This is a genomic window from Shewanella sairae, from assembly GCF_023283535.1.
GTDB lineage: Bacteria > Pseudomonadota > Gammaproteobacteria > Enterobacterales > Shewanellaceae > Shewanella > Shewanella sairae.
On record NZ_JAKILT010000052.1, the window covers coordinates 14,885 to 41,618 of the forward strand.

23 protein-coding genes and 1 pseudogene are annotated in these 26,734 nt (G+C 41.8%); 9 read left to right on the forward strand and 15 right to left on the reverse strand.

Going from position 1 to position 26,734, the window contains the following annotated elements:
• The first annotated feature begins 79 nt into the window (after nucleotides 1-79).
• Entirely contained in the window at nucleotides 80-523 is a 444-nt protein-coding gene (locus L2748_RS18245; protein ID WP_220781948.1) for a universal stress protein, read from the forward strand.
• Between the two features lie 100 nt (nucleotides 524-623).
• Here the strand turns inward: L2748_RS18245 and L2748_RS18250 are convergent, their stop codons facing one another.
• The 3 genes from L2748_RS18250 to L2748_RS18260 are packed head-to-tail and all read right to left on the reverse strand — an operon-like array spanning nucleotide 624 to nucleotide 3,587.
• A complete protein-coding gene (locus tag L2748_RS18250) occupies nucleotides 624-1,202 on the reverse strand; it encodes a DUF924 family protein (protein ID WP_220781947.1) in 579 nt (192 codons plus the stop codon).
• Between the two features lie 2 nt (nucleotides 1,203-1,204).
• The gene (locus L2748_RS18255) at nucleotides 1,205-2,710 is read right to left on the reverse strand and encodes a PH domain-containing protein (protein ID WP_220781946.1); all 1,506 of its coding nucleotides are present in this window, start codon (nucleotides 2,708-2,710) and stop codon (nucleotides 1,205-1,207) included.
• On the reverse strand, nucleotides 2,700-3,587 hold the full coding sequence (locus L2748_RS18260) for a PH domain-containing protein (RefSeq protein ID WP_246616190.1): 888 nt from the start codon (nucleotides 3,585-3,587) through the stop codon (nucleotides 2,700-2,702). Before L2748_RS18260 ends, L2748_RS18255 begins: the two co-directional genes overlap by 11 nt.
• Nucleotides 3,588-3,771: 184 nt before the next feature.
• Between L2748_RS18260 and L2748_RS18265 the strand changes: the two genes are divergently transcribed.
• The 4 genes from L2748_RS18265 (at nucleotide 3,772) to torR (ending at nucleotide 7,081) form a co-directional block, all read left to right on the forward strand.
• Nucleotides 3,772-4,068 carry a helix-turn-helix domain-containing protein gene (locus L2748_RS18265; RefSeq protein WP_220781962.1) on the forward strand — a complete coding sequence of 99 codons (297 nt, stop codon included), beginning with the start codon at nucleotides 3,772-3,774 and terminating at the stop codon, nucleotides 4,066-4,068.
• A gap of 269 nt (nucleotides 4,069-4,337) precedes the next feature.
• Nucleotides 4,338-5,156, forward strand: a complete 819-nt coding sequence (locus L2748_RS18270) for an ion transporter (protein ID WP_220781945.1) — start codon at nucleotides 4,338-4,340, stop codon at nucleotides 5,154-5,156.
• Between the two features lie 267 nt (nucleotides 5,157-5,423).
• Nucleotides 5,424-6,161, forward strand: coding sequence for a TorF family putative porin (locus L2748_RS18275; RefSeq protein WP_220781944.1), 738 nt, complete (start codon nucleotides 5,424-5,426; stop codon nucleotides 6,159-6,161).
• Nucleotides 6,162-6,370: 209 nt separating this feature from the next.
• Nucleotides 6,371-7,081, forward strand: coding sequence for a two-component system response regulator TorR (gene torR / locus L2748_RS18280; protein ID WP_220781943.1), 711 nt, complete (start codon nucleotides 6,371-6,373; stop codon nucleotides 7,079-7,081).
• 13 nt (nucleotides 7,082-7,094) lie between these two features.
• On the opposite strand, the gene torT is transcribed toward torR, so the two are convergent.
• Nucleotides 7,095-8,156 (reverse strand): TMAO reductase system periplasmic protein TorT, encoded by a 1,062-nt coding sequence (gene torT / locus L2748_RS18285; protein ID WP_220781942.1) that lies wholly within the window; start codon nucleotides 8,154-8,156, stop codon nucleotides 7,095-7,097.
• 201 nt (nucleotides 8,157-8,357) lie between these two features.
• Between torT and torS the strand changes: the two genes are divergently transcribed.
• Nucleotides 8,358-11,441, forward strand: a complete 3,084-nt coding sequence (gene torS, locus L2748_RS18290; protein ID WP_246616189.1) for a TMAO reductase system sensor histidine kinase/response regulator TorS — start codon at nucleotides 8,358-8,360, stop codon at nucleotides 11,439-11,441.
• A gap of 84 nt (nucleotides 11,442-11,525) precedes the next feature.
• Here the strand turns inward: torS and L2748_RS18295 are convergent, their stop codons facing one another.
• The 11 genes and pseudogenes from L2748_RS18295 to L2748_RS18345 all read right to left on the reverse strand — a co-directional run bounded on the left by L2748_RS18295 (nucleotide 11,526) and on the right by L2748_RS18345 (nucleotide 24,003).
• Nucleotides 11,526-12,065 carry a type II secretion system protein gene (locus tag L2748_RS18295; RefSeq protein ID WP_220781941.1) on the reverse strand — a complete coding sequence of 180 codons (540 nt, stop codon included), beginning with the start codon at nucleotides 12,063-12,065 and terminating at the stop codon, nucleotides 11,526-11,528.
• A gap of 155 nt (nucleotides 12,066-12,220) precedes the next feature.
• Nucleotides 12,221-12,886 carry a molecular chaperone TorD gene (gene torD, locus L2748_RS18300; RefSeq protein WP_220781940.1) on the reverse strand — a complete coding sequence of 222 codons (666 nt, stop codon included), beginning with the start codon at nucleotides 12,884-12,886 and terminating at the stop codon, nucleotides 12,221-12,223.
• Nucleotides 12,883-15,375, reverse strand: coding sequence for a trimethylamine-N-oxide reductase TorA (gene torA / locus L2748_RS18305; RefSeq protein WP_220781939.1), 2,493 nt, complete (start codon nucleotides 15,373-15,375; stop codon nucleotides 12,883-12,885). The genes torD and torA overlap by 4 nt, the downstream gene beginning before the upstream one ends.
• 14 nt (nucleotides 15,376-15,389) lie before the next feature.
• Nucleotides 15,390-16,568 carry a pentaheme c-type cytochrome TorC gene (gene torC, locus L2748_RS18310; protein WP_220781938.1) on the reverse strand — a complete coding sequence of 393 codons (1,179 nt, stop codon included), beginning with the start codon at nucleotides 16,566-16,568 and terminating at the stop codon, nucleotides 15,390-15,392.
• A gap of 40 nt (nucleotides 16,569-16,608) precedes the next feature.
• Complete coding sequence (locus tag L2748_RS18315) at nucleotides 16,609-16,779, reverse strand: periplasmic nitrate reductase, NapE protein (protein WP_220781937.1); 171 nt, start codon at nucleotides 16,777-16,779, stop codon at nucleotides 16,609-16,611.
• A 291-nt stretch (nucleotides 16,780-17,070) separates the two neighbouring features.
• Nucleotides 17,071-17,325: pseudogene (locus tag L2748_RS18320) on the reverse strand (DUF2956 family protein); the annotation flags it as partial.
• Nucleotides 17,326-17,754: 429 nt separating this feature from the next.
• Nucleotides 17,755-19,590, reverse strand: coding sequence for a retron Ec67 family RNA-directed DNA polymerase/endonuclease (locus L2748_RS18325; RefSeq protein ID WP_220781936.1), 1,836 nt, complete (start codon nucleotides 19,588-19,590; stop codon nucleotides 17,755-17,757).
• Between the two features lie 566 nt (nucleotides 19,591-20,156).
• On the reverse strand, nucleotides 20,157-22,205 hold the full coding sequence (locus tag L2748_RS18330) for a coiled-coil domain-containing protein (RefSeq protein WP_220783295.1): 2,049 nt from the start codon (nucleotides 22,203-22,205) through the stop codon (nucleotides 20,157-20,159).
• Nucleotides 22,202-22,681 carry a hypothetical protein gene (locus L2748_RS18335; protein WP_220783294.1) on the reverse strand — a complete coding sequence of 160 codons (480 nt, stop codon included), beginning with the start codon at nucleotides 22,679-22,681 and terminating at the stop codon, nucleotides 22,202-22,204. The genes L2748_RS18330 and L2748_RS18335 overlap by 4 nt, the downstream gene beginning before the upstream one ends.
• The gene (locus tag L2748_RS18340; protein ID WP_220783293.1) at nucleotides 22,681-23,592 is read right to left on the reverse strand and encodes a hypothetical protein; all 912 of its coding nucleotides are present in this window, start codon (nucleotides 23,590-23,592) and stop codon (nucleotides 22,681-22,683) included. Before L2748_RS18340 ends, L2748_RS18335 begins: the two co-directional genes overlap by 1 nt.
• 204 nt (nucleotides 23,593-23,796) lie before the next feature.
• Nucleotides 23,797-24,003, reverse strand: a complete 207-nt coding sequence (locus L2748_RS18345) for a helix-turn-helix domain-containing protein (RefSeq protein ID WP_220783292.1) — start codon at nucleotides 24,001-24,003, stop codon at nucleotides 23,797-23,799.
• Between the two features lie 120 nt (nucleotides 24,004-24,123).
• Between L2748_RS18345 and L2748_RS18350 the strand changes: the two genes are divergently transcribed.
• The 3 genes from L2748_RS18350 to L2748_RS18360 all read left to right on the forward strand — a co-directional run bounded on the left by L2748_RS18350 (nucleotide 24,124) and on the right by L2748_RS18360 (nucleotide 26,520).
• Nucleotides 24,124-24,651: a response regulator gene (locus tag L2748_RS18350; RefSeq protein WP_220783291.1), complete on the forward strand. Its 528-nt coding sequence runs from the start codon at nucleotides 24,124-24,126 to the stop codon at nucleotides 24,649-24,651.
• Nucleotides 24,652-24,656: 5 nt separating this feature from the next.
• A complete protein-coding gene (locus L2748_RS18355; RefSeq protein WP_220783290.1) occupies nucleotides 24,657-26,066 on the forward strand; it encodes a DEAD/DEAH box helicase in 1,410 nt (469 codons plus the stop codon).
• 115 nt (nucleotides 26,067-26,181) lie between these two features.
• On the forward strand, nucleotides 26,182-26,520 hold the full coding sequence (locus tag L2748_RS18360) for a DUF2956 family protein (RefSeq protein ID WP_248957724.1): 339 nt from the start codon (nucleotides 26,182-26,184) through the stop codon (nucleotides 26,518-26,520).
• Nucleotides 26,521-26,734 lie beyond the last annotated feature (214 nt).

Genomic DNA, 26,734 nt, shown 5'->3' on the forward strand with positions numbered 1-26,734 from the left:
GCTTTACCGTTTAGTTTATGTTGTTCAAAACTAGCCTACTTGGCAATCGAGTCACATTTGATGAGGTTGAGGAGAATTTATGCGTACCCGACAAATTTTGTGCCCAACAGATTTTTCTGAAACGGCTTCTCATGCTCTTAGTTACGGGATTGAGATGGCGAATTTATATGGTGTCAGTTTGCGTTTAGTGCACGTGATGAGCGAGCCTTTCAGTGAATACCACTATGGGGTTGCTATGGAATCTGCAGAGCAGCTAGATAGACAAATTAAAGCGGCTGCGGATGAAAATCTAGATAAATTAAAAGCACAGATTTTACAGGATCTAAATCACGGACTGACTGTGCAAACTGTTTTACGTAAAGGCGATACACTCGATCAAATATTGGAAGAGTCCAAAGTTGGTGATGTTGGCATGATTGTCATCGCCAGTCATGGTCACCAAGGGATATCTCATCTATTAAACCCCAATATAGCCGAAACCTTAGCAAATAAAGCTAAGTGTCCGGTATTGGTAGTCAAGTAATGCGTGACTGATTAACCGCCATAAGGATTAACGTTGAGCCAGAAACGGCTAGTGTTTCTGGCTTTTTTGTGCATTTTATCAAGGCTAATCCGGTGTGAAACTAGAAGCTTGACCCTGGTTGCTGTAAAAACGCGACTTCTTCCGCTGTTGATTCGCGCCCTAAAATGGCATTGCGATGAGGGTAGCGCCCAAATTGGTCAATAATCGCTTTATGCCTTAACTCAAAGTCTAAGTTACCTTGGGCGGCTTCTCGGTTGAATAATCTTACGGCAACGTCGTGCACCACTTTAGACTCGCTGTGCATATAAGGCATGAACAAAAAGGGGACTTGTTTGGCTTTTAACTCAGAATCACAATTGAGTGCGACGGCCTCCTGCGCCAGCACTAACGCAATAGGATCGGCAGCAAAGGCTTTAGGCGTGTCACGGTAGATGTTTCGCGAGAACTGATCCAATACAATTATCTCTGCCAGTCGTCCCTCTGGAGTCGCTCGCCAATGGTATAACTCGCCCAGAATGGCTTGCTCAAGCAGTTCTCCAAATCGTTGTTTGATTAGTGCATCAAACGTTGAGTCTTTTATCCACCATTGTTTGGGTTCTATTTCTTCAAACCAAAAGTGAATAATCTTATCCGGGGTAATAGGCTGAGCAGATGTGTGTTCCGATGCAAGTTTGTTCATTGCTATATCCAGTTTCGGTGGTCGTTATGAATAAGCGCAAGTGATTTTTCGGCAATTGCGCGCGCGGCAATAATAGAAATATAGGGTAACTTTACTGTACCACTCGCGAGGCCGATTTCAAGGTTTGCTAAGCCGCTGCGTATTTGGTTTGGCGATTGAGATATCGCAATATGTTGCACTTTACTAAGCGCAATCAATTGCCAGCTATGGCCGAGTAAACCAGAGTGAAACCAAAGGTTATTGTCTTCAAGTACATAGCCATATTGGCGATACTTAAGATAAATACCAACAGAAAACATACCTGCTGCAATCCATAAAATGTCAGTAAATAGATTTAAGCCTAAAAAATAGGTGTTGATGCTGGGGACTAATAATGGCAGTAAACCTCTGCGCCAAAACCAGCCCATATGAATTCGCTGATAGCGAGTTGGCAATGTTTTGGCCGTTGCTTCTATGCCCTTAAGATCGGGTATCAAGGCGCTAATATCGGATCGTGTCATACTCGGGATCAGCATATTGGTATTGCCGCGGCTTTCAATCTCATGGCCTTGCACTTGTTTAAAGTAAACCGTCCATAACTTTAGTAATCGACCCACTAAAGGTTGGTAAAACTTTATAACTTGAATGCGCTTAATGGCCAAGGCATCATTTTGTTTGGCAATAATACCGCCGGTGCGGTGCAAGGTATTACCACTGCGACTCAGTTTATAGGGGAAGTATTTTAGGACCGCTGAAATAATCGATAGGATTGAAAAAAGTAGGTAAAACACGATTAATGCCACACAAGCGAGCAACAGCTGCAGCAGCATACTACTGGCAAGATTAGCTTCATACCATGTCATTATCGCCTGTACTTGCTGTAGGTTTTCTACCGACTCCCAGTCGAGTTGGCCAAAAATAGGCCCTAGAATAACGGCTAACCAAATGGCGTTATTTTGGTATAGCCCAAACAGCAGCAGCTGTTTTAAGCTCTTACGGCTAACGTTATTAACTTGCGTTGCAGTGTGGGCTGTCGGGTTTACTGCTGAATTTGATGGACTACCGGCAGCATGTTCAGCCATTAATTGTTTTTTTAGCGTGAGGGCATCTTTGTAATCAAGGGCTGATAGCTCAGCCTCATTACTTTTAGAGCCAGCTGTTTCAACAATAATCCGATAAAGCCCCATAGGCCGAAAATACAGTGGTTGCTCTAAGCGGACATTTTGGATTTTAGCAAAGGGTAGCTCGTCGGCTTTTTTAAAGACAATGCCATGGCTGATAATGAGCTTATCGGTTTCAATCTTAAAGCGAAACTTGAGCCATTGTAGTACGCTAAAAATAAAGATGGCAGTAATTACGCCAACAATGGCAACAATCACCCAAGGACTGTTAAAGCCTTTTTGCCAACCGGTATAAACCACTGGAATGATGGCATAACCACTACTAAACAATTGCTTTAACGCAAGCAAGGTAAAACTGATAATCGACCAAGCTGAAAGCGATGACCAATCGCTAAATTTATGCGTCATCGGCAGGTCCCCGCTGCGCAGTCATCTGCTTATTCATTGCTTTGTCTTGAGTGCTATTGTCTGCTGCAACTTGTGACGAGCGAGTCGTCTGCTTGAGTATTTGCTGTTCCACTTCCGATGACTCAAGGTTTATTTGATCAACAGGTTCTGCTGCTAACTTGGATTCAGTGGCAACACTTGGATTGGTTTTGGCAGCTTGTGCCAGCAAATGTTGGCGTAAGTTCTCAGCTGTTTGCTGTTCTATGCCTGGCAATTCGATTTCGGCGCTACCGCTGCCGGCACTAAAACATTTTAACGTCGCTAAGTTGAAGTGGCGCTCGAGTGGACCATGGCTGAGGCTAACGTGCTGCAGTCTTGAATAGGGAAGCGAGGTGCGTTTAACCCACCAAAAACCTTGCTGCATAATCAGTTCATGCTCACACACGACGTAAGCCAGTGACTTAGCATGCCGATAGCGCACATAGCTCACCACACTAATGATTAATAGTGCACCTAGGCTGACAGCGAGCACTTTTGCAGGATAGAAATCGCCGGGAAGGATGAGCACTAATGAAGCGACAACCAATAATAAACAGCTAAATATTAGGCTCTCGGTATTCACTTGCGTGTAGTGGTTAGCGTGCACGGGGTCGAGGGGGACTTGATCGAAACTCAGCCATTGCTCAGGGGCGATAGGCTGGTGGCTTGTGTGTTCACGGTGAGTTTTAACGAGTGGCGCCGATATCGCCATTTCGGCGTTATCTTGAGAGGCGTTAGGTTGTTCAGTCGATTTTTGTTTTATGCTCGTTGCTGCGGCTGAGTGGGATGACTGTTCTATCTCAGTTTTTTGTTCGGCATGCGTTTCATGCTCTAGCTTGTTATCCATATTACTGCTCATGTGTCACCGTTCATGTGATTGCCTTAGCTCCTCTGTTCTAATCGACTATATCAGCATGGCAGAGGTTTTCGCTACAGTGAGACATATTTGGCAACATATTGTGGTAAATGTACTGCTCGGCTACTTGTTATTTATGCTCAATCACGTAGTTTATCGGCAACTCTTAATAACAATCGCTAAAAATATGAGTCTTAACTTTACTGGTTCGAAACAACAGAAAGCCTTTTTAAGAAAGTTGTATATCGCTTATTTAATCGATAGTGAGCGTCATAACTTGTTGTCGCTACACAAATTAACAGAAATGCCTCGGCGTACCCTACAAGACGCCATCGCAGCGCTGGCAGATTTAGCCATTGAGTGTGAGTTTGTCCAAGACGGTGAGCGCAATAATGCCGGCTATTACCGCATAAATCATTGGGGCGCGATTGAAAGAAATTGGGTTGCAGCAAATCTAGAGCAAATAATCTCAGAGCTGAACTAATTAAATGAAGCTGACTCAACGGCTCTCATTCGATGGTTCTCATCCAATGGAGTGCCTACAATAGAACGTTATTGAGTTCTATTGTGTCAACACAAGGGGAGTTCTCCCCTTGTTGATTTGTGCCATTCTTTTGTCTTCGGCTTTGCAAAGTCACTTGGATTTAACACAAAATTAAGCCTTGCTTATTACACTGCGCGATCCTTTGACGCGCACGTCTGTGATGCGCGTTGTTTAGACCGTGTTTATTGCATATTTAATAGGAGCACAACGTGCTTGCGAATGTTTCTGGCTTACAGTCAAAACTAAAGAAAATCGATAATAGTAAGTTTTTTCAAGGCTTCATTATTTTCGTTATTGTAGTTTCAGCGCTATCAATAGGCGCGCACACCTACCACTTACCAGGGTGGATGGAGAGCAGTCTCGCACTGCTTGATATCGGTATTACAGTATTTTTTGCCATCGAGATTGTGATCCGCTTTTTAGCCAGCGACGGCCCCAAGCGCTTTTTCAGTAATGGTTGGAACGTATTCGACACCATCATTGTGATTGGTAGTCTAATTCCTGCCGGGGGCTCTGCAATATTGCTGGCAAGGTTACTGCGTATTTTTAGAGTACTGCGTCTAGTGTCGATGATCCCAGAGCTCAGAATGCTAGTTAATGCGCTGTTAAAAGCGATTCCTCGCATGGGCTATATCGCATTATTGATGTTTGTGATTTTCTACATTTATGGCGCGATTGGCAGCATGTTCTTCGCCCATGTTAATGATTTCCTTTGGGGCGATGTGTCGGTTGCTATGCTGACTTTGTTTAGAATATCGACCTTCGAGTCTTGGACTTCAATCATGTACGAGACCATGGCGGTATATCCGCTGAGTTGGATCTACTATCTAAGTTTTATCTTTTTAACCGCGTTCGTATTTTTGAATATGATGGTAGGTGCTGTGCTAGATGTAATGACCCAAGAAACCGCCGCAATGCGCGGTGAAGAGGCTGATGACACTGACAAACCTGCTAGCGCAGCTGATGTTGCAGAGCTGAAGCAACAGATAGAGGAACTAAAAGGCTTATTACTGCAAAAGGCCAGCTAGGGAAGAAAGTGGGCTCTTAGCATTCCTCATTCATATTTTTTCACAATGTTGGTTTTTTAATTCATATTTACTCTCAAGGTTGTTAATAACTTGAGAGTAAGCTTTTCCTAAATATAGAGACAAGCTTAGATAAAAACCTAAATTGTAAACTTAGGCTAATTGCTAGATTAGTATAAGCTGATATTGTTAAGCTTAACTAAATCAATTAACCGCGTAAGTTGACAGCTTAGATTGATAACTTAGATCGAAAATATTGGGATGATGATTATGAAATTTACACATGCAATTATGCTAGGCAGTTTAGCAATGGCAACCATGGGTAGCGCAGTCGCTGCTGATGATAACGAACTGCTTGGCGGCCAAATTAGCGGCAATGTTAAGTTTGCAACTGACTATGTGTTCCGTGGTGAATCTGAAACCATGGACGGCGATGTACCAGTGGTACAGGGCACACTTGGTTGGGCTAATGATGACGGCTGGTACACAGGTGTATTTGCTTCGAACATCAAATTTGCTGATCCGAATTTAGAAATTGTTACCGCGCCTTATATTGGTAAAGCAGGTGCATTCGGCGATAGCGGTTTTACTTATGATGTCATGGTATTTTCATATCTTTATCCTGGTGCTTCTTATTCAAACTACACAGAGCTTTGGGTACGTGTGGCTAAGCAGTTTGGTCAAGCAAATATTCAGCTCGAAGTTACACCAACGTTAGACGACTGGTTTGGTGTTGATGGCTGGCAGGGGGTGAACTATGCGGTTCACCCAAGCTATGACTTTAATAACGGCGTTAAATTGTCGGGTTCTTTCGGCTATCAAGATCTTGATGGTGAAGGCGCAGAAGGTTGGACTCACTGGAACCTTGGTGTTGAAGCTAATTACGTTGGACTGACTTTCGATTTACGCTACCACGGAAGCTCAGTTGATGAATCACACCTTGTTTATGGTGACCAAACAAAAATCTTCGACGATCGCGTCGTATTTGGCGTAAGTAAAAGTTTTTAATTTGCATATGCCAAAAATGAATTAGTAAGTGCTAATGCATTGATAAATAAAAGCCAACTCCTTTGAGTTGGCTTTTTTGTGGCTGAGTATTTTTGGATTTTAGTCGTAAACATTTCAACTGCTCGCTTTACGCGCTAACTTGTGTATATTATGTGGCGCAATTTTGCGGACGCTTTTGTCGATAAAAGTGGTTTAGGTTGAGGTGATATATGGCATACCGGGTACTGGTTGTTGATGATGAAGCCGTCATTAGAGCTAGGTTAAAAGGTTATTTTGAGAAAGAGGGCTATGAAGTGCTCGAAGCTCAAGATGGTGACCAAATGTGGGCCGAATTTGACCGCCAGCATATCGACTTAGTCATGCTTGATATCAATTTACCAGGAGTAGATGGTTTGAGCTTAGCTCGTGAGCTACGAAGCCGCAGCCATGTTGGTATTATTTTAGTCACAGGTCGTGATGAAACCATCGATAAGATCGTTGGTTTAGAAATGGGCGCTGATGACTACGTGACCAAACCGTTTGAATTACGTGAGTTACTGGTACGGGTGAAGAACTTACTGTGGCGTATGTCTTTAGTGAAAAAGGCCGTTGCCGATAGCGCTGAGCAAGACGATCCCAACGACAATATTATCGCGTTTAACGATTACGTATTAGAGCTTAATAGTCGCCAATTAACCCACAAAGATGAACAAATAAAGCTGACAAAAGCCGAGTTTGAACTGTTAACTGCGTTTTCATTGCATCCACAACAAGTATTATCGCGTGAGCGCTTGATGATGCAAACAAGCCATCGAAATCAAGATGTTAATGACCGCACTATTGACGTTATTATTCGTAGGCTACGCAACAAGTTATCTGCAGAGTTATTTGTGACAGTGCACGGTGAAGGTTACTTATTTGCCGCTAAGGTCAAAGATTAATTTATAAGCGCAGCTAACTCTCATTAACCCGATAAATAGGGTAATAGTCTGCTGGCGGTAAGCTGGTTTTTAGCACATTTTTGTTGATGTGATTGGGATAAAGACTTTGGATCTCAGGCCCAATATCGCCAAAGGGTTTAGCTCCTTCAAGCTCTCTAACGCTTATATCAATTGCGAGCTTTCCTTGCAGCACCACTTGGTCGTCGTTACTAAAGGCGACTTTACCGCGATAAATGCCACGTAACACCGCAGGTGAAAGATAACTGCTAATCAGTTTAATTTTATCTGTTAGCTGATATTGCCTGAGTATGCTGACGGCCGCTTCAACTGCGACAGCGCTACCTAAAATATAATCGGGTGTTTGCGTATCAAGTAAGGCTTCTAACTCATCACGGTAAAGATTACGGTTGTTGTCAGCATGATGTACTGCGCTAATGCTGACGTTACTGCCTTTGACGGTATCAATCAGCCCTTGCTCTACAGAATTGCTGCCACCCAACTTGTCGGGGCCAGTTAAGAGGGCAATGGTGGTTGGCTGTTGAGTTTGCTGCTTAACGTAATTACCCGCGCTTACGCCCATTTGATACCAGTTAACACCAATTCGGGTATTGACCTTATTGTGCTTGAGACGATTGACTAAAGCGGTAATGGGTTTGGTGATAGGCGCTGAGTAATAATCTAAAAGCTTAGGGCTGACACTGCCAATAATAATGGCATCAAAATCTTGCTTCATGCAGCTATCAAGCTGAGCGAGCTGCTTATCTAAGCCATAATAGCTGCCTGCTTCAAACAGGGCTAACTTAATACCGAGCTTTTTAGATTGCTGTACAAGGCCATAGTTAATTCCGGTCCAATAAGTGTCTTTGAGGTGTGGCAATAACACACAAATTCGCCAGGCTTGTTTGGCTGATTGCAGTGGCGCTAACGTGAGTGGTGTTGTTTGCTGGTGGGTTGCTTCATAGGGGGTTCTTTGTTCAAGTGACCAGCTTGATGCAGCAGGCTGCGCACAAGCAAAAGGGCTTAAAAGACTTAAGCCTAAAACGAGTAGTAATCGTTGCTGCAGCAGGTTAACCATGGATAAGGTCTCTTTGAATCGATTGAGTAAAGGGTTAATCGCAATCAGTATAAAGATTTGGTCGCCCTGAACAGATCAACTTCTTATACTGATTAGTATAATATTGTACCAGCTTAACAGATAACAGTGAGTGTAGTGTTTTTGCCTAAATCTCCTTTGCCCAAATTAACTCTATCCAGAAAAAGCCTTATTGGCCGACTTATGCTGGCATTTGGCCTACTAGGCTCATTGTTATTGCTGTTGGTGACGCTAGGAAGCATTAGCTTACGTGGCCTGCAAGAGGCGGATAAATATTTATATAACCGCGCACTACCGGCGTCAGAGGCGGCAAGTCAGTTGGCGTTATCAAGTAGCGCACTTGCTGAAAATGCCAAACAGCTGGGGCTGACCGAGGACGAATCTCAACGTCAGTTTGTTGGCCGAAAGCTATCAATTGAAAGCGCCACCATGTTGGGTGAGATTAAAATTCTCAAGGCGCTTGAGGTCAATTTTGACTTCAGTCTTGAACAAAGTGCATCAGAGATCATTGTTGATATTTCAAAGCTAGGAGAGCAGGTCGGTCAACGTATTGCGGTTAGCAGCGATTTGCAGCAACAAGGTCGAGCATTAGTTGATGCAGCGAATAAAAGTACCGAGTTATTATTAGCTGAGTTAGCCATTGTTGATTCAGGGATTTTATCGAAGTTGAGCTTAGCCTACCCTGATGCCGTTGGTGCAGAAAAAACAGCGCAACTACTCGATACCCTGATTGAGCAAGATCTCGACACTCAAGAGCGGCTAAATCGTGCGCTAAAAATTGTCCACAATATTGCCTTGATAGGCCAGATGTTTCAATCGCCGGAACTGGAATCGGGAGTCTACTCATTACTGGGAGATCTTGGTACGCGATCCCCTGAAGTGCTTTATAGTATCCCGCCGCAAATTGCCGCGCCACAGAACACTGGAATCGATGATCAAGCTAAGTTTGAAAAAGCGGTGAGTGGTGTTGAAAGCCGTTACTTGTCTTCGCTAGCGAGTCTAGCCAAGATAATTCGAGATCCTAACCGGGCTAAATCGCTATTAGAGCAGTTTAGTGTGCTGCAAAAGCTGCCAGACAGTATCGCGTTGCAGCAAGAGTATACCCAGTTCAACCGCGCGCAAGAATTACAGCTACAAAAAATTACAGATAAACTCGATGTGCTTAATGATGAGGTGGCGAGTACCATGCAGTTTCGACGCCTAGAAGCTGAAAATGCCAGACATGAGTATTTAAAACAGTTGAGTTGGTCAAAAGCCGGACTATGGGTCACAGGCTTTTTGATGTTCTTAGTGATTTTTGTGGTGGTTTATAAAGTAATTTATAAAGGCATTGCCTTGAAACTCGATGCCGCCACTAAGGCGCTAGCCCAGTTGAGTTTGGGTAATACTGCAGTAACTATTGATACCCAAGGTGATGATGAGCTTGCGGCGATGGCGAGTGCCATTAAAGCTTTTAAGCAAAAGACTGACCATAACCATAAATTACAGGCTGAGCTGCGAGAAACTGCAGCAGAATTATATGAGCATAAACAAGCGCTAGAAGCCAAGGTTGAGGCGCGAACATTAGAGCTTGCCGAAGCCAATATCCAGCTGGATAAAGAATCTAAAGGCCATGAGTTAGCGCGTGATATGGCTGAGCAAGCTAACCAAGCTAAGTCGTTATTTTTGGCAACTATGAGCCATGAGATCCGTACTCCGCTTAATGGCTTGTTAGGCACGCTGACTTTACTCGGACACTCTAACTTACCCCCTGCGCAGCAACAGATGTTGGCACTATCGCAATACAGTGGCACCTTGCTGCAAACGGTATTAAACGACATCTTAGACTTTTCTCGATTAGAGCAGCGCAAGCTCGCCAATGAGCCGCGTGCGGTCGACATCAATGAGCTGCTGGATCAAGTGCTGGCGATTATGTTGGCTGGGGCGGGTCTTGCCGGACTGACATTACGCGGCACTCACACTGATTTACCTAAGTGGGTGTTTATCGATGGCCCCAAGCTTAGGCAGGTGTTGCTCAATCTATTAGGTAATGCGATTAAATTTACCCCTCAAGGTCTGGTTGAGCTAACAGTTGTAGCGGTGGATAACCAGTTGCAATTTAAAGTGCAAGATACCGGAGTTGGTATTGACGATACCGCGATGAAAAAGCTGTTTAAAGCTTATAGCAATGAATCAAGTAAAGGCCGAGATCGTGGTACGGGTCTTGGCTTAGCTATCAGTAAGCAGCTTGTTGAACTAATGAATAGTGACGCCTGTAATTACTGCAATAACCAAAGGTTGGTCTCTGATATAAGCCTAAGCGATGAAGGCGTATGGGTTAATAGTGAAGTCGGTAGGGGCAGTTGTTTTGGTTTTAGTTTGCCACTAGTTATTTGTGATGGTCCTGACATAGAAGCGCAAACACAAGTCACACATGTTGAGTCGAAGAACATCTTAGTAATTGAAGACAATAAGATTAATGCCATGGTTGCTCAAGGTTTCTTGGCGCATTTAGGCCATAGCTCTGAGTTAGCAAAAAGCTGTGAGGCGGCGCGGAAGATGTACCGTACAGACACAGCTAAGCAATACGATGGCATCATGCTGGATATTCAACTCGGCGATGGCTCTGGAGTTGAGCTATTAGCTGAACTGCAAGCCGTTAACCAACTGGCTGGCCATAAACTCGATATCGCTGCATTTACGGCGCAGCTTCAAGCTGATGATATGCAGCACTACCAAGCTAAAGGGTTCAATTTGGTATTGATGAAGCCGCTGGATATGCAAGCTTTATCAAACTGGCTGGGCACGGCAAAGCCTTTGGCTAATGAGACGCCCTTAGCCTCTATAGGGCCTTTAGCGAATCAAAAGCCCTTAGCCAGCATAGAGCCCTTAGCCAGTAAAAAACCATTAGCTAATAAACAGCCTTTAATCGCATTAGACCAAATTAGCTCCAATGCGAAATTATTAGATGAAGCCCAACTGCAGCAAGACCTGAGTTATCTGGGTCTTGAAACCGTGCAAGAGTTAGCTGAGTTGTTTAAACAAACCAGTGAAGTGCACTTTACTGGTTTATTGCAACAAGGTGCTGATGTCGAGCATATCTTACACGCGCTAAAAGGCAGTAGCGCTAATATGGGGCTGGGTGCTTTAGCTGCGCGCTGTAAAGCGCTTGAAAAGACAGGGTTTAACCAACATGACTATCAAATGACAGAACATGATTCACTGCAACAATTATGGCAAGCTTCATTAGCTGCCTTAGAGGCATGGATTGCAGAGCAACAGGGGTAACGACTAAGTCGGCTGGAAGTGGTGGCTGGCTTATCAACTTTACTGTCATTAAGGGCAATGAAGCCAGCAGGGGGCGTTTTAAAATTAGCAGCCGGTATCTATAAAGCTAATCTCTGGCGTGCCGGCTGTTTGCCAGTGGTAGTTGAAGTAGCAATTTGTCGCTCTAACTTCAACTATGGTTGGCTCGGCTACATCTAAGATACTTTTTGGTGCAGCAGCAACCGCGTAACTGCCGTTTTCTACATAAATGCGGTAGCGCCAATCATTCACATCAAGTCCTGCAGCTTTAAATATTTCAGGCGGAGTAGCATAGCCGGCATTAAAGCTTGTTCCGGTAGCTGTTGCTGCCCAAGGTTGATGATGACTACCGGTGATTTCTGAGAAGGTCACTTGATCGGTTAGGCTACTTCCAGAAGTTAGGGTTTTTGATTTAAAAAGTGATACAGCTGATTTGACTGAACCTACCGCGCCTTTAATCGCCGCGGCATTAGCGTCAGATTTTAGGTTAATAAATTTGGGCGCAGCGATAACCGCCAGTATGCCGAGTACGATAATTACCACCACAAGTTCAATTAAGGTGAAGCCAGAATTGCTGGTATATCTTGAGTGTATTGTATTTCTCATGGTATGACCCAAAAGTATTAGATGAGTTCAACAATGGCATAAATAAGTGGTAGATAAAAGCCGTAAGCTTATCGTGAACTAAAATTCTAGATAACAAAAATGCCGCCCATGATTATCATGAGCGGCATTTTATTTGATGTTTTTAATGCGCTAGCTTATTGGCTTTCGCTTTCAAGCCACTCTGCATCAGACTTCACCCAAGAGTAGGTAAGGCGTGCTAAAGCTTGATAGAAGTTACCTGTATCAACCTCAGTCACCTTAGCGACAAAGTTATTTAGCCAGTTAGCTAAATTAGCTTTAATGAAGTCATGCTGCTCCGTTGCAGTGCTATGAGTACACAGGTGAGCAACGTAAGCCAAGATCACCGCTAGGTGGTCTGCAGGCTCTGGAAACTCACTTTGTACTTGCAGTTGACTCTGTTTTAAAAACTGAGTCATCTGCTGATGCTGTTCACCAAAGAGTAGCGGTTCATCGCCTTTTTTAGCTGGCTTGTCAGTTAAGTACAAGCTGGCATAAGGCGATGCACTGTGTTTAGTGCCGACTAAGAACAGACCGCAATAATCGGCGGCAAGTTCCAGTAATGCCTTATCCGTCTTAAGCGTTGCTAGCTCGGCGACTAAGGTGTTTACATCGGCTTTAAACTCACTTTCACTGCTCAGCTGCGCCCAAAACTGCTGGGCTTGCTCGCTGGTTAAATCGTGCAGTGTTTTATGATCAACCTCTTTCGCAAATAGTGACGAAAGTAATTGATAAATAGTGCTTCTAACCTGATCAACTGGGTTGATCTCTACTGACTTTGTGTTCACAGCATCTTTCATCATAATGCAATCTCAACCGGGCCGCTAAATGAACTAACTGCAGGTACTTTACCTTGATACTTTTCGTAGTCAACAAGACAAGTATAAGCAGAACAAGCTTGTGCAAGTTTAGAGGTACCAATATCTAGCGTTAGGGTGTTTGGATCACCATAACTACAGATAGCACCAATTTTTGCGCCGCCTTCTTTGCTACCGTCTTCACCCACAGGGCCATACCAAGCACCTTCTTCGATACGGATAACGCCGCGAGGGAATTTCTCCGATACCACAGCACCTGCTAGTAATTGTCCGCGCTCGTTGAACACACGTACAATATCACCTGACTTAATGCCACGTTGTTTGGCATCTTCAGGGTTTAGGTATACAGGCTCGCGACCGTTAACAGTGTAAGTTTCGCGGAACTCCTGCGATTCACACATTTGTGAATGCAGACGCTTGTCTGGGTGGCAAGACTGCATCCAAATTGGGTGCTTGTCTGAACCTGGACCGCCATGGCTACGCTCTGCTTTTTCCATCCAAGTTGGGTGGCCTGGGCAGTCATCGTATTCATATTGAGCAATCTTACGGCTGAAGATCTCAATCAATCCAGAAGGCGTACCTAGTGGGTTGATCTCTGGATCATCTCTAAATGCCGCGTGACGCACCCAAGGCTTACCTTCACCAAAGTATACGTAACCTTCTTTCCAGAATTCTTCGAACTCAGGCATTTCAAATTTGCCGGCGTTGGCAGCTTTACAATCGTTGTATAGCTTCACTAACCAGTCATGTTCCGTCATGCCACGAGTGTATTCTTTCTCTTTACCCAGTAATGCAGCAAAGCGAGTGAAGATCTCGAAGTCTGAAAGACTTTCAAATAACGGCTCAACCATCTTCTGCATTGCAAGCAAACCACGGTTTGCATATGCGCCATAGATGTCGATATCGTTACGTTCAAACGTGGTACATGCAGGCAGTACGATGTCTGAGAAACGACAAGTTGCCGTCCAGTTCATATCGATCGATACGATGCACTCAAGCTTGTGGAACGCTTTCTTCATGCGGTTACGATCTTGGTGATGGTTCCATGGGTTGTTACCTGAGAACACCATCATCTTAATGTCTGGATACGTGACTTTAGAGCCGTTTGAGTCAATGGTTTTACCAGGCTCAAGGATTGAGTCAATCCAACGCGCAACAGGAATTGTGTTGCTTGCGCCTTTAAAATCATTGCTATCAAAAATAGGCTTCTGGCCTTCATCAAGGTTACGTGGGAACGCACCTGGCGCCGCAGCACCTGAAGACGGCACACCAATACTTGAGTAGTGGTGACCATAGCTAATACCGCCGCCTGGTAGGCCGATTTGACCAATCATGGTTGCAAGTACCGCTGCCATCCAGTAAGGCTGCTCACCGTGTTGCTGACGTTGAATACACCAGCCCATCAACATCTGTGTGCGATCTTTAGTCATTACCTTAGCAAGGTCACGGATGATTTCTGCTGAAACACCAGTGATCTCTGCTGCCCATTCAGGTGTTTTCTCAACACCGTCAGTTTGGCCTTTAATGTAAGGTAAGAACTTGTCGAAGCCTAAGCTGTAACCTTCAATGAACTTAGTGTCATGAAGGTTCTTTTCTACCATTTCGTGAGCAATACCTAGCATTAGCGCTACGTCGCTTTGCGGATTAATGTAAAGTTGCTCACAACCTAGGTATTGCTGTGTTTTCGTGACGACAGGGTCAATACTGATCACACGAATTTCGCCTTTGGCTACTTTCTCTTTTAACTGAGCAAGGTAAGCGTAAGACTCATGTGTTTCAGCGTTCCAGCCGACTTGTAGGTTCTTGTACGGATCATTCGACCATAAAATGATGGTTTTAGAATGCTCCAGAATTAACGACCAAGAAGTACCTTGAGCGTAAACTTCTGTAGAACCTAAGATGTAAGGCAAAATCGTTTGCCCTGCACCTGTTGAATAGTCACCAATCTTCTTAACGAAGTTACCGTGCATGCCTACTGCGCGTTGCATATGGCTGGTGCTTGAGTGCAACTGACCCGTTGCGCGCCAACCTGTTTGCCCTGCGTGTAGGCCTGATGGACCATACTTAGTTTGCACTTCATCAAGTGAATCTTTAAATAGGCGTAGCGCCTTATCCCAAGTCACACGAACAAAGCGAAAATCACCGCGTTGTGTGGTATCGCTTTGGTGACCTTTTAATAAAAAGTCTAAGCGCACCATTGGGTAACGAACGCGTGATGGGTTGTAAACTAAGCCCTTAATACCGTTGATCATATCTGTTGGATACATATCGGTATCGAAAGGTTTAACTTCAGAGATCACGCCGTTCTTGCGCTTCATCTTGAACGCACCGAAGTGCGCTCCAGTGGTTAGCCAGCCGTCAGATGCATCTGCACCAGCTGCCGCTAAAGCGTTTAGTGGCGCAAGTACTGATGATCCGCTAAGTACGACATAAGATGTTCCTACTAAGCCTTTTAGAAAGTCTCTTCTGTTCATTACGCTATGTCCTATTAGTGAGCTGACTTATCGAAAGTTGATGAATGCTCTTGTAAATACTTTTGTACCAAAGCCTGTGTATCTTGATCCATGTTGACGAATGCGATCATGCCTTGGAACATACCTGGCCATGTGTTGGCATCAAAATGCGCTTCAGCTGGCTGAGTGTGACATACACTACATGCTGTGCTGTATGTGCTACGAGCGTAATCCCAAAGTGGCTGCAGATCAGTTAGCAAGTAGTCAGTATCAGTCCAGATATCCGCTTCAACACGTTGCCATTTAAGGCCAGTCATTGGATCTTCTTTCTCTTCGAAAGTTCTAATCACACCTTCTTCTAGCGCTGCGTCTTTAGTTAACTGAGCAGATAGAATGTTTAAGCCAAAGTCGTAGTAGATCACGCGGCCTGCACCGATTTTCTTTCTCCAGCCATCGATACCAATCTTGGCGCGGTTACCTTTCACTTCTAAGATTTTCACCTTAGTTGCAATGTTCAATGTACCGGCTTCAACGTCAGTTTTCTCATTGAAGAATAACGGCTTAGTCAATGCTGAGAAGTAAGTTTGACCAACTTGAACACCGCTAACACCACGGCCCACTTCTGCGATTAACTCAGGAGCACGAGCGGTACCCATTTCTGGTAGTTTGTGCGCAATACCTTTGTGGCAATCAACACAGCTTTGATCTAATTCTGCAGCGCGTTTCATCTGCTTAACAGCAAGCTTAGACATGCTGTCCCACTTCATTGAATCGTACTGGTGACAGTTTTTACATGCTGCAGACTTATCACGGTCAAAACGTTTCCACTCACGGCTTGCCATTTCAAGACGCTTATCTTCAAACTTCTCTGGGGTACTTACAGTGTTGAACAACCAGCCGTATACATCGTGAGACGCTTCTAACTTACGGGCAATCTTACGGCCATAGTTATGTGGTACGTGACAGTCTGGACAGGTTGCACGAACGCCTGAGTGATTTGAAAAATGCACTGTCTGTTGTAGCTCTTTGTATGGTGTACTTTCCATACTGTGACAGCTGATACAGAACTCTTCTGTGTTCGTCGCTTCAAGTGCAGTGTTAAAACCACCCCAGAAGATAATGCCCATTAGAAAGGCAGAAATACTGATACTTCCTAAGGTTAGGTATTTAGCTGGTTTAGTCAGTGTGCGCCAGATGTTAAGTAACCATCTCATAACGGCATCCTCGTAATAAATTTAAAAATGTAATTGAAAATTAGTGAGACGCAACGCCACTAAATGTAAGCGAGATCCAGATAATTAAGCCGTATACGCTAACGAATGTGGCGGCTAATGCTGGAAATAGAATGAAGATGATAAAGCCCAATGCTTTTAGCTCATCTTTCTTGCTGCTAACGTTTTCTTTTGGGGGACATTGCTCAGTCATGACTGTGTGCTCCGGCTAATCGATACTTTTTGATTAAGCTAAGTATAGTTAGTTAATGTGAATAGTGATGAGGGCATCAATGAATGAGATAAGACAACTTATGACAAAATATGAATGGATTTCTCATCATGTATTTTATTATTAATTTAGGCTTAATTTTATATCAGTTTTAGCTGTATTTTTAAATACTAAATAAAGAAAGGGTTATGAAAGCACTAAAAATAAAGTGATGATAATTATTTTAGTGCTTGTTTATGACAGGTTTTGTAGCAAGAAGAGGTGAAGAGAGGCTTACTTTGAGAACACAATATAAGCGATAAAGCCTATCCAGCTCAGGGTGAGTAATCCCCATGGCAGATAAGGGCTGGTGGCGCGATCTTCAATGTTGCTGTGATCTTGACCTGCAATGTTAGCTTCACGAGCTTTGGCTCTACTTTCTTGCTTACGCGCCTTATCACGTTATCTGGCCTTACCTTTTTGTAATTTCTTGTATTCAGCGATGCCTTTTTCAATGCCTTGGGCAATCAACTTCGTTTGCTCTTGCGACATTATATACGGAAAAGATGGAGCATGAACTTGGTGATTGAGCTTATATGCCCCGAAATATAAGGAAATTGAACTGTAGTTTATTTTCTATGCTTTACAAAAATTGTTGTTTCTGTAAAAAACATTGTTTTTTGTCCTGAGAAGGCTCCATTTACCACTTGAAAGTTGCTAGTTATTCTTTACAAAATTAGCACTTGAGTATCCTTTAATATTTGATGTTTAGATAATGTAGTTAGGTTTTTGCTTCGAGCCTTATAGGCTGTGTAAGCCGTTGGGTATTAGTAGTTTCATAAGGTAGGGGGATATCTACAGCTTGGAGGGGATGAGTATTTACTATTAGGTGATATGAACGTTATTTATCTTAAATTAAGCCCTATATCTTTTGAGAAAATAGGGCTTGATATTGGCCGTGTAAACTTTAAGTGTGGTTTATTTTATAGAGTCATAGTGCTCTATAACTTTAACCATGCGATCGAATATTCCTTTAAATCTAGAGAAATCTAAATCTTTTTTATTAGCATGCACAACATGTGTAGCGAATGAATCTTTACTTAAATCGCTATCAGGGTCTCGTTTTGAAACAGTGTTGAAACACTTTCCATTGTACTTTCTAAGCCTGTCAGCATCACTAAAGAAATACTCAATATCTGTCTCCGAATTTTCCTTACCTAGTGGTGTTAGAACTAGATAAACATTGTGGAAAATATGCACAAAATCTGAAGCTCGTATATCTTTTGCGGAGCTTGGGAAAATACTCTTTCCCTCAATATGATTTACATAATTGATTAAATTTTTGGGGCCTACATCATTATCTACAAGAATGATTACAGGCTTTTTGGGTTTAGGAGCTTTATAGAACTTAAAGTGCTGTCTGTAGTTAATAATAAAGTCTTTTAAGTAATCAGTACCGCCATAGAGCTCCAGTAAATACCTAGTTCTTTCCGTATACTCTACAAAACGTAACAGTAACTCGTATCGTGAAGTAGCAGTCTTTTCTGAGGCTAATTTAGGAAAAGATTTTGCTAGCATATGTACAGCTGATTTTAGATATACATTATCGGTTTTACCTTCGGTCAGAATCGTTGGTAATTCATTCCCATAGAATAAGCTGTAAAATAAATACTTACTAAATGTGTCTTCTCTTCCACTATGTAAATAACGCCTTAGTTTAGCTTGATTATTTTTTATAGCTTCTTTTTTTGTGTTGTACTTAGGGTTAAGGGGAGGAGATTGACGTAATCTGTTATAGTGATCAACCTGATCTATAAAGTTGAGTTTACCTTCAAGAACATTGGCATTCCCTTTAACAACTTCACCGTTAACTAGTTCTGTAAATCCTCCAGTTTTAAACAAGGAATTACATTGAGCTCGAACCGTTCTCCAGTATTCCTTTTTCGTATTGGGCTTCTTGTTTACAATTAATCCAGTAACGTCTTGTCTTGAGTCTTTGTATTGATTTCTAGTTTTTTTATCGTTTATGAGGAATCCAGATCTTCGTATTTCAGAACGCAGTTTTTTGCTTAAAATAAACTCACCATCACGTTCGCTAGCTAAAGCAACTGGCAGCTCCCTGTTCCGAGTTGAGAACGTTATATCATCTGCATACCTTGTATATATACATGAATTATTGGATGCTAATCTTGCAAGCTTTATATCTAAAGAATGGACTATTAGATTAGTGATAACTGGAGAGCAAGGACTACCTTGAGGGAGCTCATTCTTATGGCATGCTATTTTAGCTATTACGGTAGCAATTTCAGGACTTAGCTCAAAGTGCTTATTTTTAATGAAAAAGCCTCTAACGCGACCGAAGTTAAAACTCCCGAAAAAATCTTCCAAGTCTATATTAAGTACATGCTTTTTACCTAAGTGCATCATCGCATTTGTTATGATAGAGCGCTTTCTTTCAAATCCATGCGAAAGTGATGGTTGTTTCGTTTTTGCGTTGGAGCACTTAACTTTCAGAACTTTGGAGTTTTTTGCTTTTTCCTTAACTATTTCAGAGCTTGGAAACTTTTCAGCGTTTATTTCATCCAGGCAGTCAAGCAGCAAATTAGATAGTGAAGATTGAATAGATTTTAATGCGGCAGTAGGAGCGTTTATAATTCTCTCGCCACCATTTTTCTTGGGGACTTTAAATTGTGAATATTGATTTTCGGTCTTAACTATATACAGACAATATGTAAGTGCTGAAGGTTTGATACCTAACAGATGAGCCAAGTCTGGTTTGGTTTTAGTTTTTTTTAATAGCTGTAGTTTTTGCATATAATACCACCTAAGAAAGTGGTTTATGGGCACTCCTACGCAAACTTGACAAGAAGTTATAAAGGCATCCGATAATATGATACCTTCAAAGGCAATCCATTCGGACATTTTTTTCACTGATCGCGAAGCGCGATCCAAAATCTGCCCATAAACCGCAGGTATAATATCAAGTATTAAATAAAATTCAATACCTTGTAAGCAATATTTTGTAGAGGAGCAAGGCTAGGACTTGTATGAAAAGCACATCAACGGAATTTGCATTAGCCCCTTTATTAACTAGCCATGATGTATTTTTAGTATGGAAAATTCGCGTAGCTCAGAGCATCAGTATTGATTGTGTGAGTAACTTTCTCTCGTACTAGGATATTTCTTTGTTTCTTTGCGCTAACGGTAGAGCTTAGACTCATGCAGAAATGGTTGTTTCACATCAACCATTTCTGCTTACTCTAGAGTCTTAGTTTTAAATTACTAGTATGTTTGATTTCTTTTCAGTTGTCATGGTTCACCTAATTAACGATTGTACTGCTTAACTTGATGTTATGTTATAACTTGCAACTGTGAATTATTTAGCTCAATTTCTTGATTATATCAGAGTCAAAATGCATCAGATTGACAGGTTTTCTCTCAATAGTATCGAGTAAGTCAGAGTATTTCTCACTAGTGCCAATAATGATTTGTTTTTGCATGTTTTTGACGCTTGCGGCTTTAGAAATAAACGTACTAAAGCTTTCATTTTTCGCTTCTTGTTGTCTTGGTTCATCCATGATCAATAAACCTAGGTGATTGGTTGGGAGTGAGCTTTTTACGTCGAGGGTCAGAACTGAATATAAATAAGACCAAATTACACGAATGTTATCACTAGCAGATGCTTCAGAATTGATGTCAATATCGTTTAACGTTGGTTTGTAACTGGTATGAGATATCTCAAAATCGCTCAAAGAGTTACTACTGTAGCCAAACTCATCTAAGTTTTCCACAAAGCTATATTTCAAGGTTTTCAACTTCTTCCAATCATTGGTACTGAACCCTGAGTGAGGTATGGCCGCTAATGCAGAGTCTGCTGTGAGCCAATCACAAAGCGCAACAGTTAATTTATCTTTGATTCTAAGTTCATCCTGAAGAGCGGACTCAAGCTTTTCTATCTCGTTCTCGGCAATGAGTTCTCGCTTGATATCTATTCGAGACGGTGCAGCTTGCGTGTCAACTAAGCTATCTTTTATTGCACGTATGAGTTGCCTAGTTTCACCGAGTTTCCCTCTAGCTTCAGCAAGTCTCATTTGTTTTAGGGTGGTGTTCTTTTTTTCGCCAGATAACAATGCGTCAAATGCTTCTTTCTGCTTTTCTAGGTACTTAATATTGTCACTAAGGCCTAAGATCTTGGTATGTTCGCTTTGGATATGAGAAAGAAGTGAATCTTCAATATAGGTATGACATGTAGGGCACTTGTTCAGATCTGTTTGAAACTCTTCTTCCGAGCCTATAGATTCAAGCCTTACAAGGTCTTTATATTTCCTCAAGCTGTCTTTTACATCATTGATTCTGAGCTCAATTGAAGATGTGTATTTTTCTGATGTGTTCAGGTCAGAGATTAAGAATGTAATGGCTTTTTCTTGTTCAGCGAGTAGCTGCGTATACTGGCTAAGTTGCTCTTCGAGTACGGCTACTTTCTTTTCATCAACCTTGTTATGTGATGTTCTAGCTTTTAAAAGCTGTAGCTCGAATTTTAGGTGTTCAATTCGATCTTTGTAGGAGTTTTGCTCGTTGTCGTTGTGCACATATAAGTAACTGCCATTAGTAACATGTGAAGACTTACTTATTTTATCGTCAAGTTCATTCGATACAAAACCATTGCAACTCTTGGCTGTGGATATCAGGTTTTCAACCGCTACATTCCAAATCCGTTCAGCGTCTTTCTTTTTCTGGTGAAGGGCTTGTTTTCTTTTGGTGTGCTTTTGTACTTCTAGATCCAGTGTATGTTCGATAATTCGAGCTGACAGGTCTTTAATCCCTAAATAAGTTGGGAGAATGTTCAATATTCCCCCCCAACCACGAGTCTGCTCTACGTAGTTGATTGAGAAAGCTGATTCTAGATAAAGAGAACTTTCGGAACCGCTGAATTTCATAACCTTGGGCAAAGTAATACCAATGAAGTCAACTAAGAAACAGTGGAATCCTCTTTCCCTTGTTGCAGAGCCTTCATCACGGAGGAAGTAGTCCTTAGATGTGCACTTTTCTTCCAGAACTTCTTTGATAGTTGAAGAGCGATAAACAGAAACCAGCTTTGCTTTTTCAACCATGCTACTTCTTAAGACTGTAATCCTCTCGCTACCGTTGCTTAATTGTAAAAAGATCTTTGATTCGAATATTGTTGCCATTGAACCGTTGGCTTTTCGAAGTTGAGTCGTTAATGCTGTTTTTAACGGCACTTTTCTTGATGGTCCTAAGCAGCCTTCAAGACCAAGAGCAAAGATTAATGATTGAATACAAGTTGATTTACCATGCGTATTTTCAGCATGAATGATGTTGAGTCCATCATCGAATGGGATATCGACACCATACACGCCATCGTTAGTACTGGTTCTAATCGAAAGCTGCTCGATTTTTAACTTACTCATAGTAGGTCTCCAGCAATAAGACTAGTGATTGCTTGCTCTGTGAAATGACTCTTTTGGAAATTTTTCATATAGTTATTTTCAATAATGAATAAGTTAGAGTCTGCTTGGATTTTCTTCCCGAAGTTTTTTCCTTTCTGAGTCAGACATATTCTCTTTGATTCATCAAGCTCAAAGAAGCCGTAACCAACTCCCATATCTACAGCCCTATCAACAAGAGGGTCAAACCTGATATTGATAGATGCGTTTTGATGTGCGTTTTCGCCGTCTCCAGGATATGCTTTTCGCTTCTTTTCAGAAGATACTAAAGAGTATAAAGCTTGTATTTTCTTCGAGTTTGCTTTGCCGCCTGCGCATAGATTACTTAAAATAAGAATTAATAATGAGATTCGCCAAAGTGGTCTAAGTTCGGGATCTAAGGGAGTTCCTCGGTGATTGAACTTAAGCCCTTTCTTGGGTATTGAGTCAAAAATATCCATTAGTCAAAATCCAGTGTGCAGTTCATCAACCAATCAGAAATAGCACCTCTTGATATTTCTTCTATATTGTCATCATGCAAGCTACATTTGTTTTGTAACTGGCTAACTAGTGTTTCCGTTTGATATCTGAGGCTTTGTGTTTCAGGGGCAGCGTCAAAAACTTCAAGATCAAGTTGTGCAGCTCTCGCAGCTGTAGTACTTGTGATTTGTTCATATATCTCGCCATAATCTTGTTTCAATTCGCTGAGCATATTTTGGCTGATTATTACACTTTTGATGAGTCTCTCTTTACCACGCTTCACCCGCTCTGGGTTTTTCGTAAGTTTAGACAGTTTTCTGTCCATGTTGTTAATGAACTCGGCAGACTCTCCTGAGTAGCCTGTGACATCCATTTCAGAGACTTCGATAGAAGATAGTTTAAGAATTGCCACTCCAGATGATAACAAGCTAGTTTCTTCCTTTCTGAACTCGCTCCTATCCCACACTAGTACTCTGAAATCGTCGCTGTCAACATAGGGAAGGTTGGCATCTATGACTTCTTGTGTTTTCTTGGTCGCGTGGGCAACAATCTTTCTCGTTTGATGGTTTGGGACAACAAGTATCCAACGCTTTATTTTGGTATTACCGAAAAAAGCTATCATCTTATCTTTATTGGAGATGAACTTTTTGATATCAGCAGTCATTTTGTCGCGCTGATCTTCGTAAAGCTTGTTGAGAGTAGAAGCATTTTCAGGACAGTACATTTGGTAGGCATTACCATCAAGTGAGAAGCCTTCTATCCCGCCGTCTCCTTCATGTAAATCAGGTATTGGGACATAGCCAGATACTGCACGGTACCGCTCACGCAAAAGCTCATTTGCGTGTGCCTCCCACTCCTTTGGGTTCCAGATCTTGTCAGGGCTGATTTCCATTAATCGCAGTCTTAGTTAAGAAAAAGATGTGACTTTTCCGTCACGTGTGGATTTATAATCACAGATAATTAAAACTATGTATAGTTTAGACATGACGAAATCGGAGTAATTGCTCACGAAAACCAAATTCAATTGTCCCATTTCCATACTTTTAGATAGTTAAGAGCTCCTCTTAATCTGCCTGCAATTTCGTTTTTATTGGTATCAAGGAAGCAAATCTCTAACTTCACAGCCTAACACTTCAGCTAATTGATAGGCTTTCTCTAGTGTTATGTTCACTTCTCCACGTTCAATTCGCCCTGCATAGCTGCGATCTATCTCAGCTAGTAATGCCAATTTATCCTGAGAAATCCCAAGTTCCTTGCGTTTTTCACGCAATTTAAGACCAAATTGGATTGCTAAGTCTTTCATATTTAATCTCGTTAAAGAGAAAGACTATCCAAAGTTGCGGCTTATAAAGCCACGGATTATAATCCGTATCTTTATAGTGAAGCTCTACGAGCCTTATTAGCAGTCCCTTGTGAGAGAGTAATGTCGAATCCATCCATAAAAATGAACGCCCAGTTAAATGATATTCTCCAGGATGAGAATTTTGACAATTTCCATGTGACACAACTACGGGATGCATATTTAGCAAGCTCTTCAGTGGCTCAAGATTTCATCGAGGCTCGTAAGTATGTGTATAGACAAATTCTTAGGCTTGTTAAGAAAGGGGTGTTACTAAAAAATGGAACTAAAAACTCCAAAGGTGTTACGTACCAGAAGTCTGAGTTATTTTTTAAAGCAAACTTTATAATTCAAAGTAAGTCGAAGCCTCTAGGCCTAATGACTACTAATACCAGTTTTGGAGTCCAGCGACTTGAAGAGCGTCTTAAAGAAACTGAAATCGACCTTCTTACAAGCATTGGCGAGTCAGAAGAATATATGCGTCTATATGAATCTTTCCCAGAAATGAAGATTCACCTTGAATCCATGTATTTACAAGCGCGTGAAAATAGCACGAAACTACTTGGGCAAATCAAAGCGATTAAATCTGTTCTCGCCTATCAACTAAAGTAACCAGTATGCACCTAAGACAATGGCAACTAGAGTGCGTCAATCGAGCTCTAGAGCACTATCATGCAAAACATAGGCATTTCCTTTGCCTTGCTACACCTGGCGCAGGAAAAACGATTATGGCAGCTGAGGTAGCAGCTCAGTTACTTGAGCTAGATCTTGTTGATTTCGTGCTTTGTTTTTCACCTTCAGTAAATATATCGCAAGGAATAAAGCATACTTTTCTTAAACGTCTTGGCTGCCGCTTTGATGGCGTAATTGGTGCGGTGGGTTGTTCCTACACATATCAAAGTTTATTGTCTTTCAAAGATGACTTCTGGTTGTTACTAAAACAAAACCGCGTATTGGTTGTTTTTGACGAGATCCATCACTGTGCAGGAAGCACTCTTGAGGATGCAAATGCTTGGGGAGAGGAGATCTTACTTAATATTCAGAATCAGGCTGAATACACTCTAGCATTAACTGGTACTCCATGGCGTTCAGATCAAGCTCCTATTGTCTTGTCTCGATATATTGATCCCGAAAAACAAATTCAATGTGATTATGTTTACGGCTTGAGACAAGCGGTAGCAGATGGTGTATGCCGAAATCCAAAAATTGTGTTGATTGATAATGCGAAATTATCTGTTATTAACGAAGACAATCAGACTAAGATTTTCAATTGTTTGGATGAGTTATTTAAAGGCTCTTCTATTCAGTATCAGGCTGTTATCAAAAATAGTGAAGCAATTAGACACGTTTTAACTTTGGCTACACGCAGACTCCAAAGTATTAAACAACATAACCCCAATGCGGCAGGACTTATCGTGGCATCATCGTTAGAACACGCCGCTTACATCTTGAATATACTCAAGACTGAATATGCTCAAACCGCTGAAATAGTTACGTATAAAGAAGATCAACCTTCTAACAAAATCAATGAGTTTCGAAGCAGTAATATCAATTGGATTGTCAGTGTAGGGATGATTAGTGAAGGTACTGATATTCCACGTTTACAAGTGTGCTGTCACCTAAGTAGAGTTAAAACAGAGCTCTATTTTAGGCAGGTTTTAGGTAGGATTTTACGGATAAACAAGACTAAAAACCAAGATGCTTGGCTTTACACCTTTGCCGAACCTAAATTGGTTGAGTTTGCGAACCGTCTAGCTGAAGAAATACCAGATGTTCCAGTAGTATTTAGAGAGTTTGGTGATAGTGTTTTCTCAATTGATGAGTCTAAAGCAGAAACAATAAAAAGAGATAATTTTACCCTAGAAAGGAATACATTTAGTTTCGATTTCCCACAAATGGAAGGCTCGAAGCAAAGCTTTTCAACGTCACTTCAAAATCAAAAAGATTCTAGAGATAAGTGCTCATCGCTTGAGATGTTAGGAGGCTTTAGAGAAAAGGTCGTCTCGACTTTTAACTCTCCGTTCTGACGCGTTGTAGGGTTATTTATATAAACTTATTAAGAGTCTACTTGTGCACAGCTTACCAATGGTTGTTATTACTGTATAATTTGGTGGTTCATGTAAGTAATGAGAATAATTTCAAATGGTTAAGAAAGTAGCTCAAAAGCCATCACAGAAAACAGTTGATGAAGCCACACAGATCGCTCGTGCAACTCAAAAGCCTGGTCAAGACAAAGAGCAGACTAAGTTAATAGCGAAAGGAATACAAAACGGGATAGAACTGTATAAAAAACAACAAAAAGCTAAAGCTAGAGCTGCGAGTAAAGCAAAAAAGCAATCAATCAAACAAAAAAACAATGAAGAAAATGCTTTGCCACTAGAAGATATAGTTAATGGTACACGTGCGACAAGTAACCCTTTACCATGGTTTTTATTAGTTATTTCCTGGATATTTTTTGGAGCCTATATCGTTTTAATGTAGCCATACAATGAGACGAATTTTAGTGTGTTTTCTATTTCAGTAGTTTAAGTGCTTGCACTGTTAACCTTGATGTTTTCGTTTAACCGAAATAAGCAAATCCATTAGCAGGGGAGTACTTTCAGCGTAAGCGATCAATATAAGACGGATTCCTTGAGGGGCAACGTTTAGATAATCTCAGAACAAATCCCATTCTGAGAACATCCTATGACTACGT

Coding starts and splice junctions, on each gene's coding strand:
- L2748_RS18325 (WP_220781936.1), bottom strand. CDS start 19,590: ATGCAAAAACTACAGCTATTAAAAAAAACTAAAACCAAACCAGACTTG.
- L2748_RS18250 (WP_220781947.1), bottom strand. CDS start 1,202: ATGAACAAACTTGCATCGGAACACACATCTGCTCAGCCTATTACCCCG.
- L2748_RS18295 (WP_220781941.1), bottom strand. CDS start 12,065: ATGAGAAATACAATACACTCAAGATATACCAGCAATTCTGGCTTCACC.
- L2748_RS18275 (WP_220781944.1), top strand. CDS start 5,424: ATGAAATTTACACATGCAATTATGCTAGGCAGTTTAGCAATGGCAACC.
- torT (WP_220781942.1), bottom strand. CDS start 8,156: ATGGTTAACCTGCTGCAGCAACGATTACTACTCGTTTTAGGCTTAAGT.
- L2748_RS18350 (WP_220783291.1), top strand. CDS start 24,124: ATGTCGAATCCATCCATAAAAATGAACGCCCAGTTAAATGATATTCTC.
- L2748_RS18255 (WP_220781946.1), bottom strand. CDS start 2,710: ATGACGCATAAATTTAGCGATTGGTCATCGCTTTCAGCTTGGTCGATT.
- L2748_RS18245 (WP_220781948.1), top strand. CDS start 80: ATGCGTACCCGACAAATTTTGTGCCCAACAGATTTTTCTGAAACGGCT.
- L2748_RS18355 (WP_220783290.1), top strand. CDS start 24,657: ATGCACCTAAGACAATGGCAACTAGAGTGCGTCAATCGAGCTCTAGAG.
- L2748_RS18345 (WP_220783292.1), bottom strand. CDS start 24,003: ATGAAAGACTTAGCAATCCAATTTGGTCTTAAATTGCGTGAAAAACGC.
- L2748_RS18265 (WP_220781962.1), top strand. CDS start 3,772: ATGAGTCTTAACTTTACTGGTTCGAAACAACAGAAAGCCTTTTTAAGA.
- torD (WP_220781940.1), bottom strand. CDS start 12,886: ATGATGAAAGATGCTGTGAACACAAAGTCAGTAGAGATCAACCCAGTT.
- torR (WP_220781943.1), top strand. CDS start 6,371: ATGGCATACCGGGTACTGGTTGTTGATGATGAAGCCGTCATTAGAGCT.
- L2748_RS18340 (WP_220783293.1), bottom strand. CDS start 23,592: ATGGAAATCAGCCCTGACAAGATCTGGAACCCAAAGGAGTGGGAGGCA.
- torC (WP_220781938.1), bottom strand. CDS start 16,568: ATGAGATGGTTACTTAACATCTGGCGCACACTGACTAAACCAGCTAAA.
- L2748_RS18360 (WP_248957724.1), top strand. CDS start 26,182: ATGGTTAAGAAAGTAGCTCAAAAGCCATCACAGAAAACAGTTGATGAA.
- L2748_RS18260 (WP_246616190.1), bottom strand. CDS start 3,587: ATGAGCAGTAATATGGATAACAAGCTAGAGCATGAAACGCATGCCGAA.
- torS (WP_246616189.1), top strand. CDS start 8,358: ATGCTGGCATTTGGCCTACTAGGCTCATTGTTATTGCTGTTGGTGACG.
- L2748_RS18330 (WP_220783295.1), bottom strand. CDS start 22,205: ATGAGTAAGTTAAAAATCGAGCAGCTTTCGATTAGAACCAGTACTAAC.
- L2748_RS18315 (WP_220781937.1), bottom strand. CDS start 16,779: ATGACTGAGCAATGTCCCCCAAAAGAAAACGTTAGCAGCAAGAAAGAT.
- L2748_RS18335 (WP_220783294.1), bottom strand. CDS start 22,681: ATGGATATTTTTGACTCAATACCCAAGAAAGGGCTTAAGTTCAATCAC.
- torA (WP_220781939.1), bottom strand. CDS start 15,375: ATGAACAGAAGAGACTTTCTAAAAGGCTTAGTAGGAACATCTTATGTC.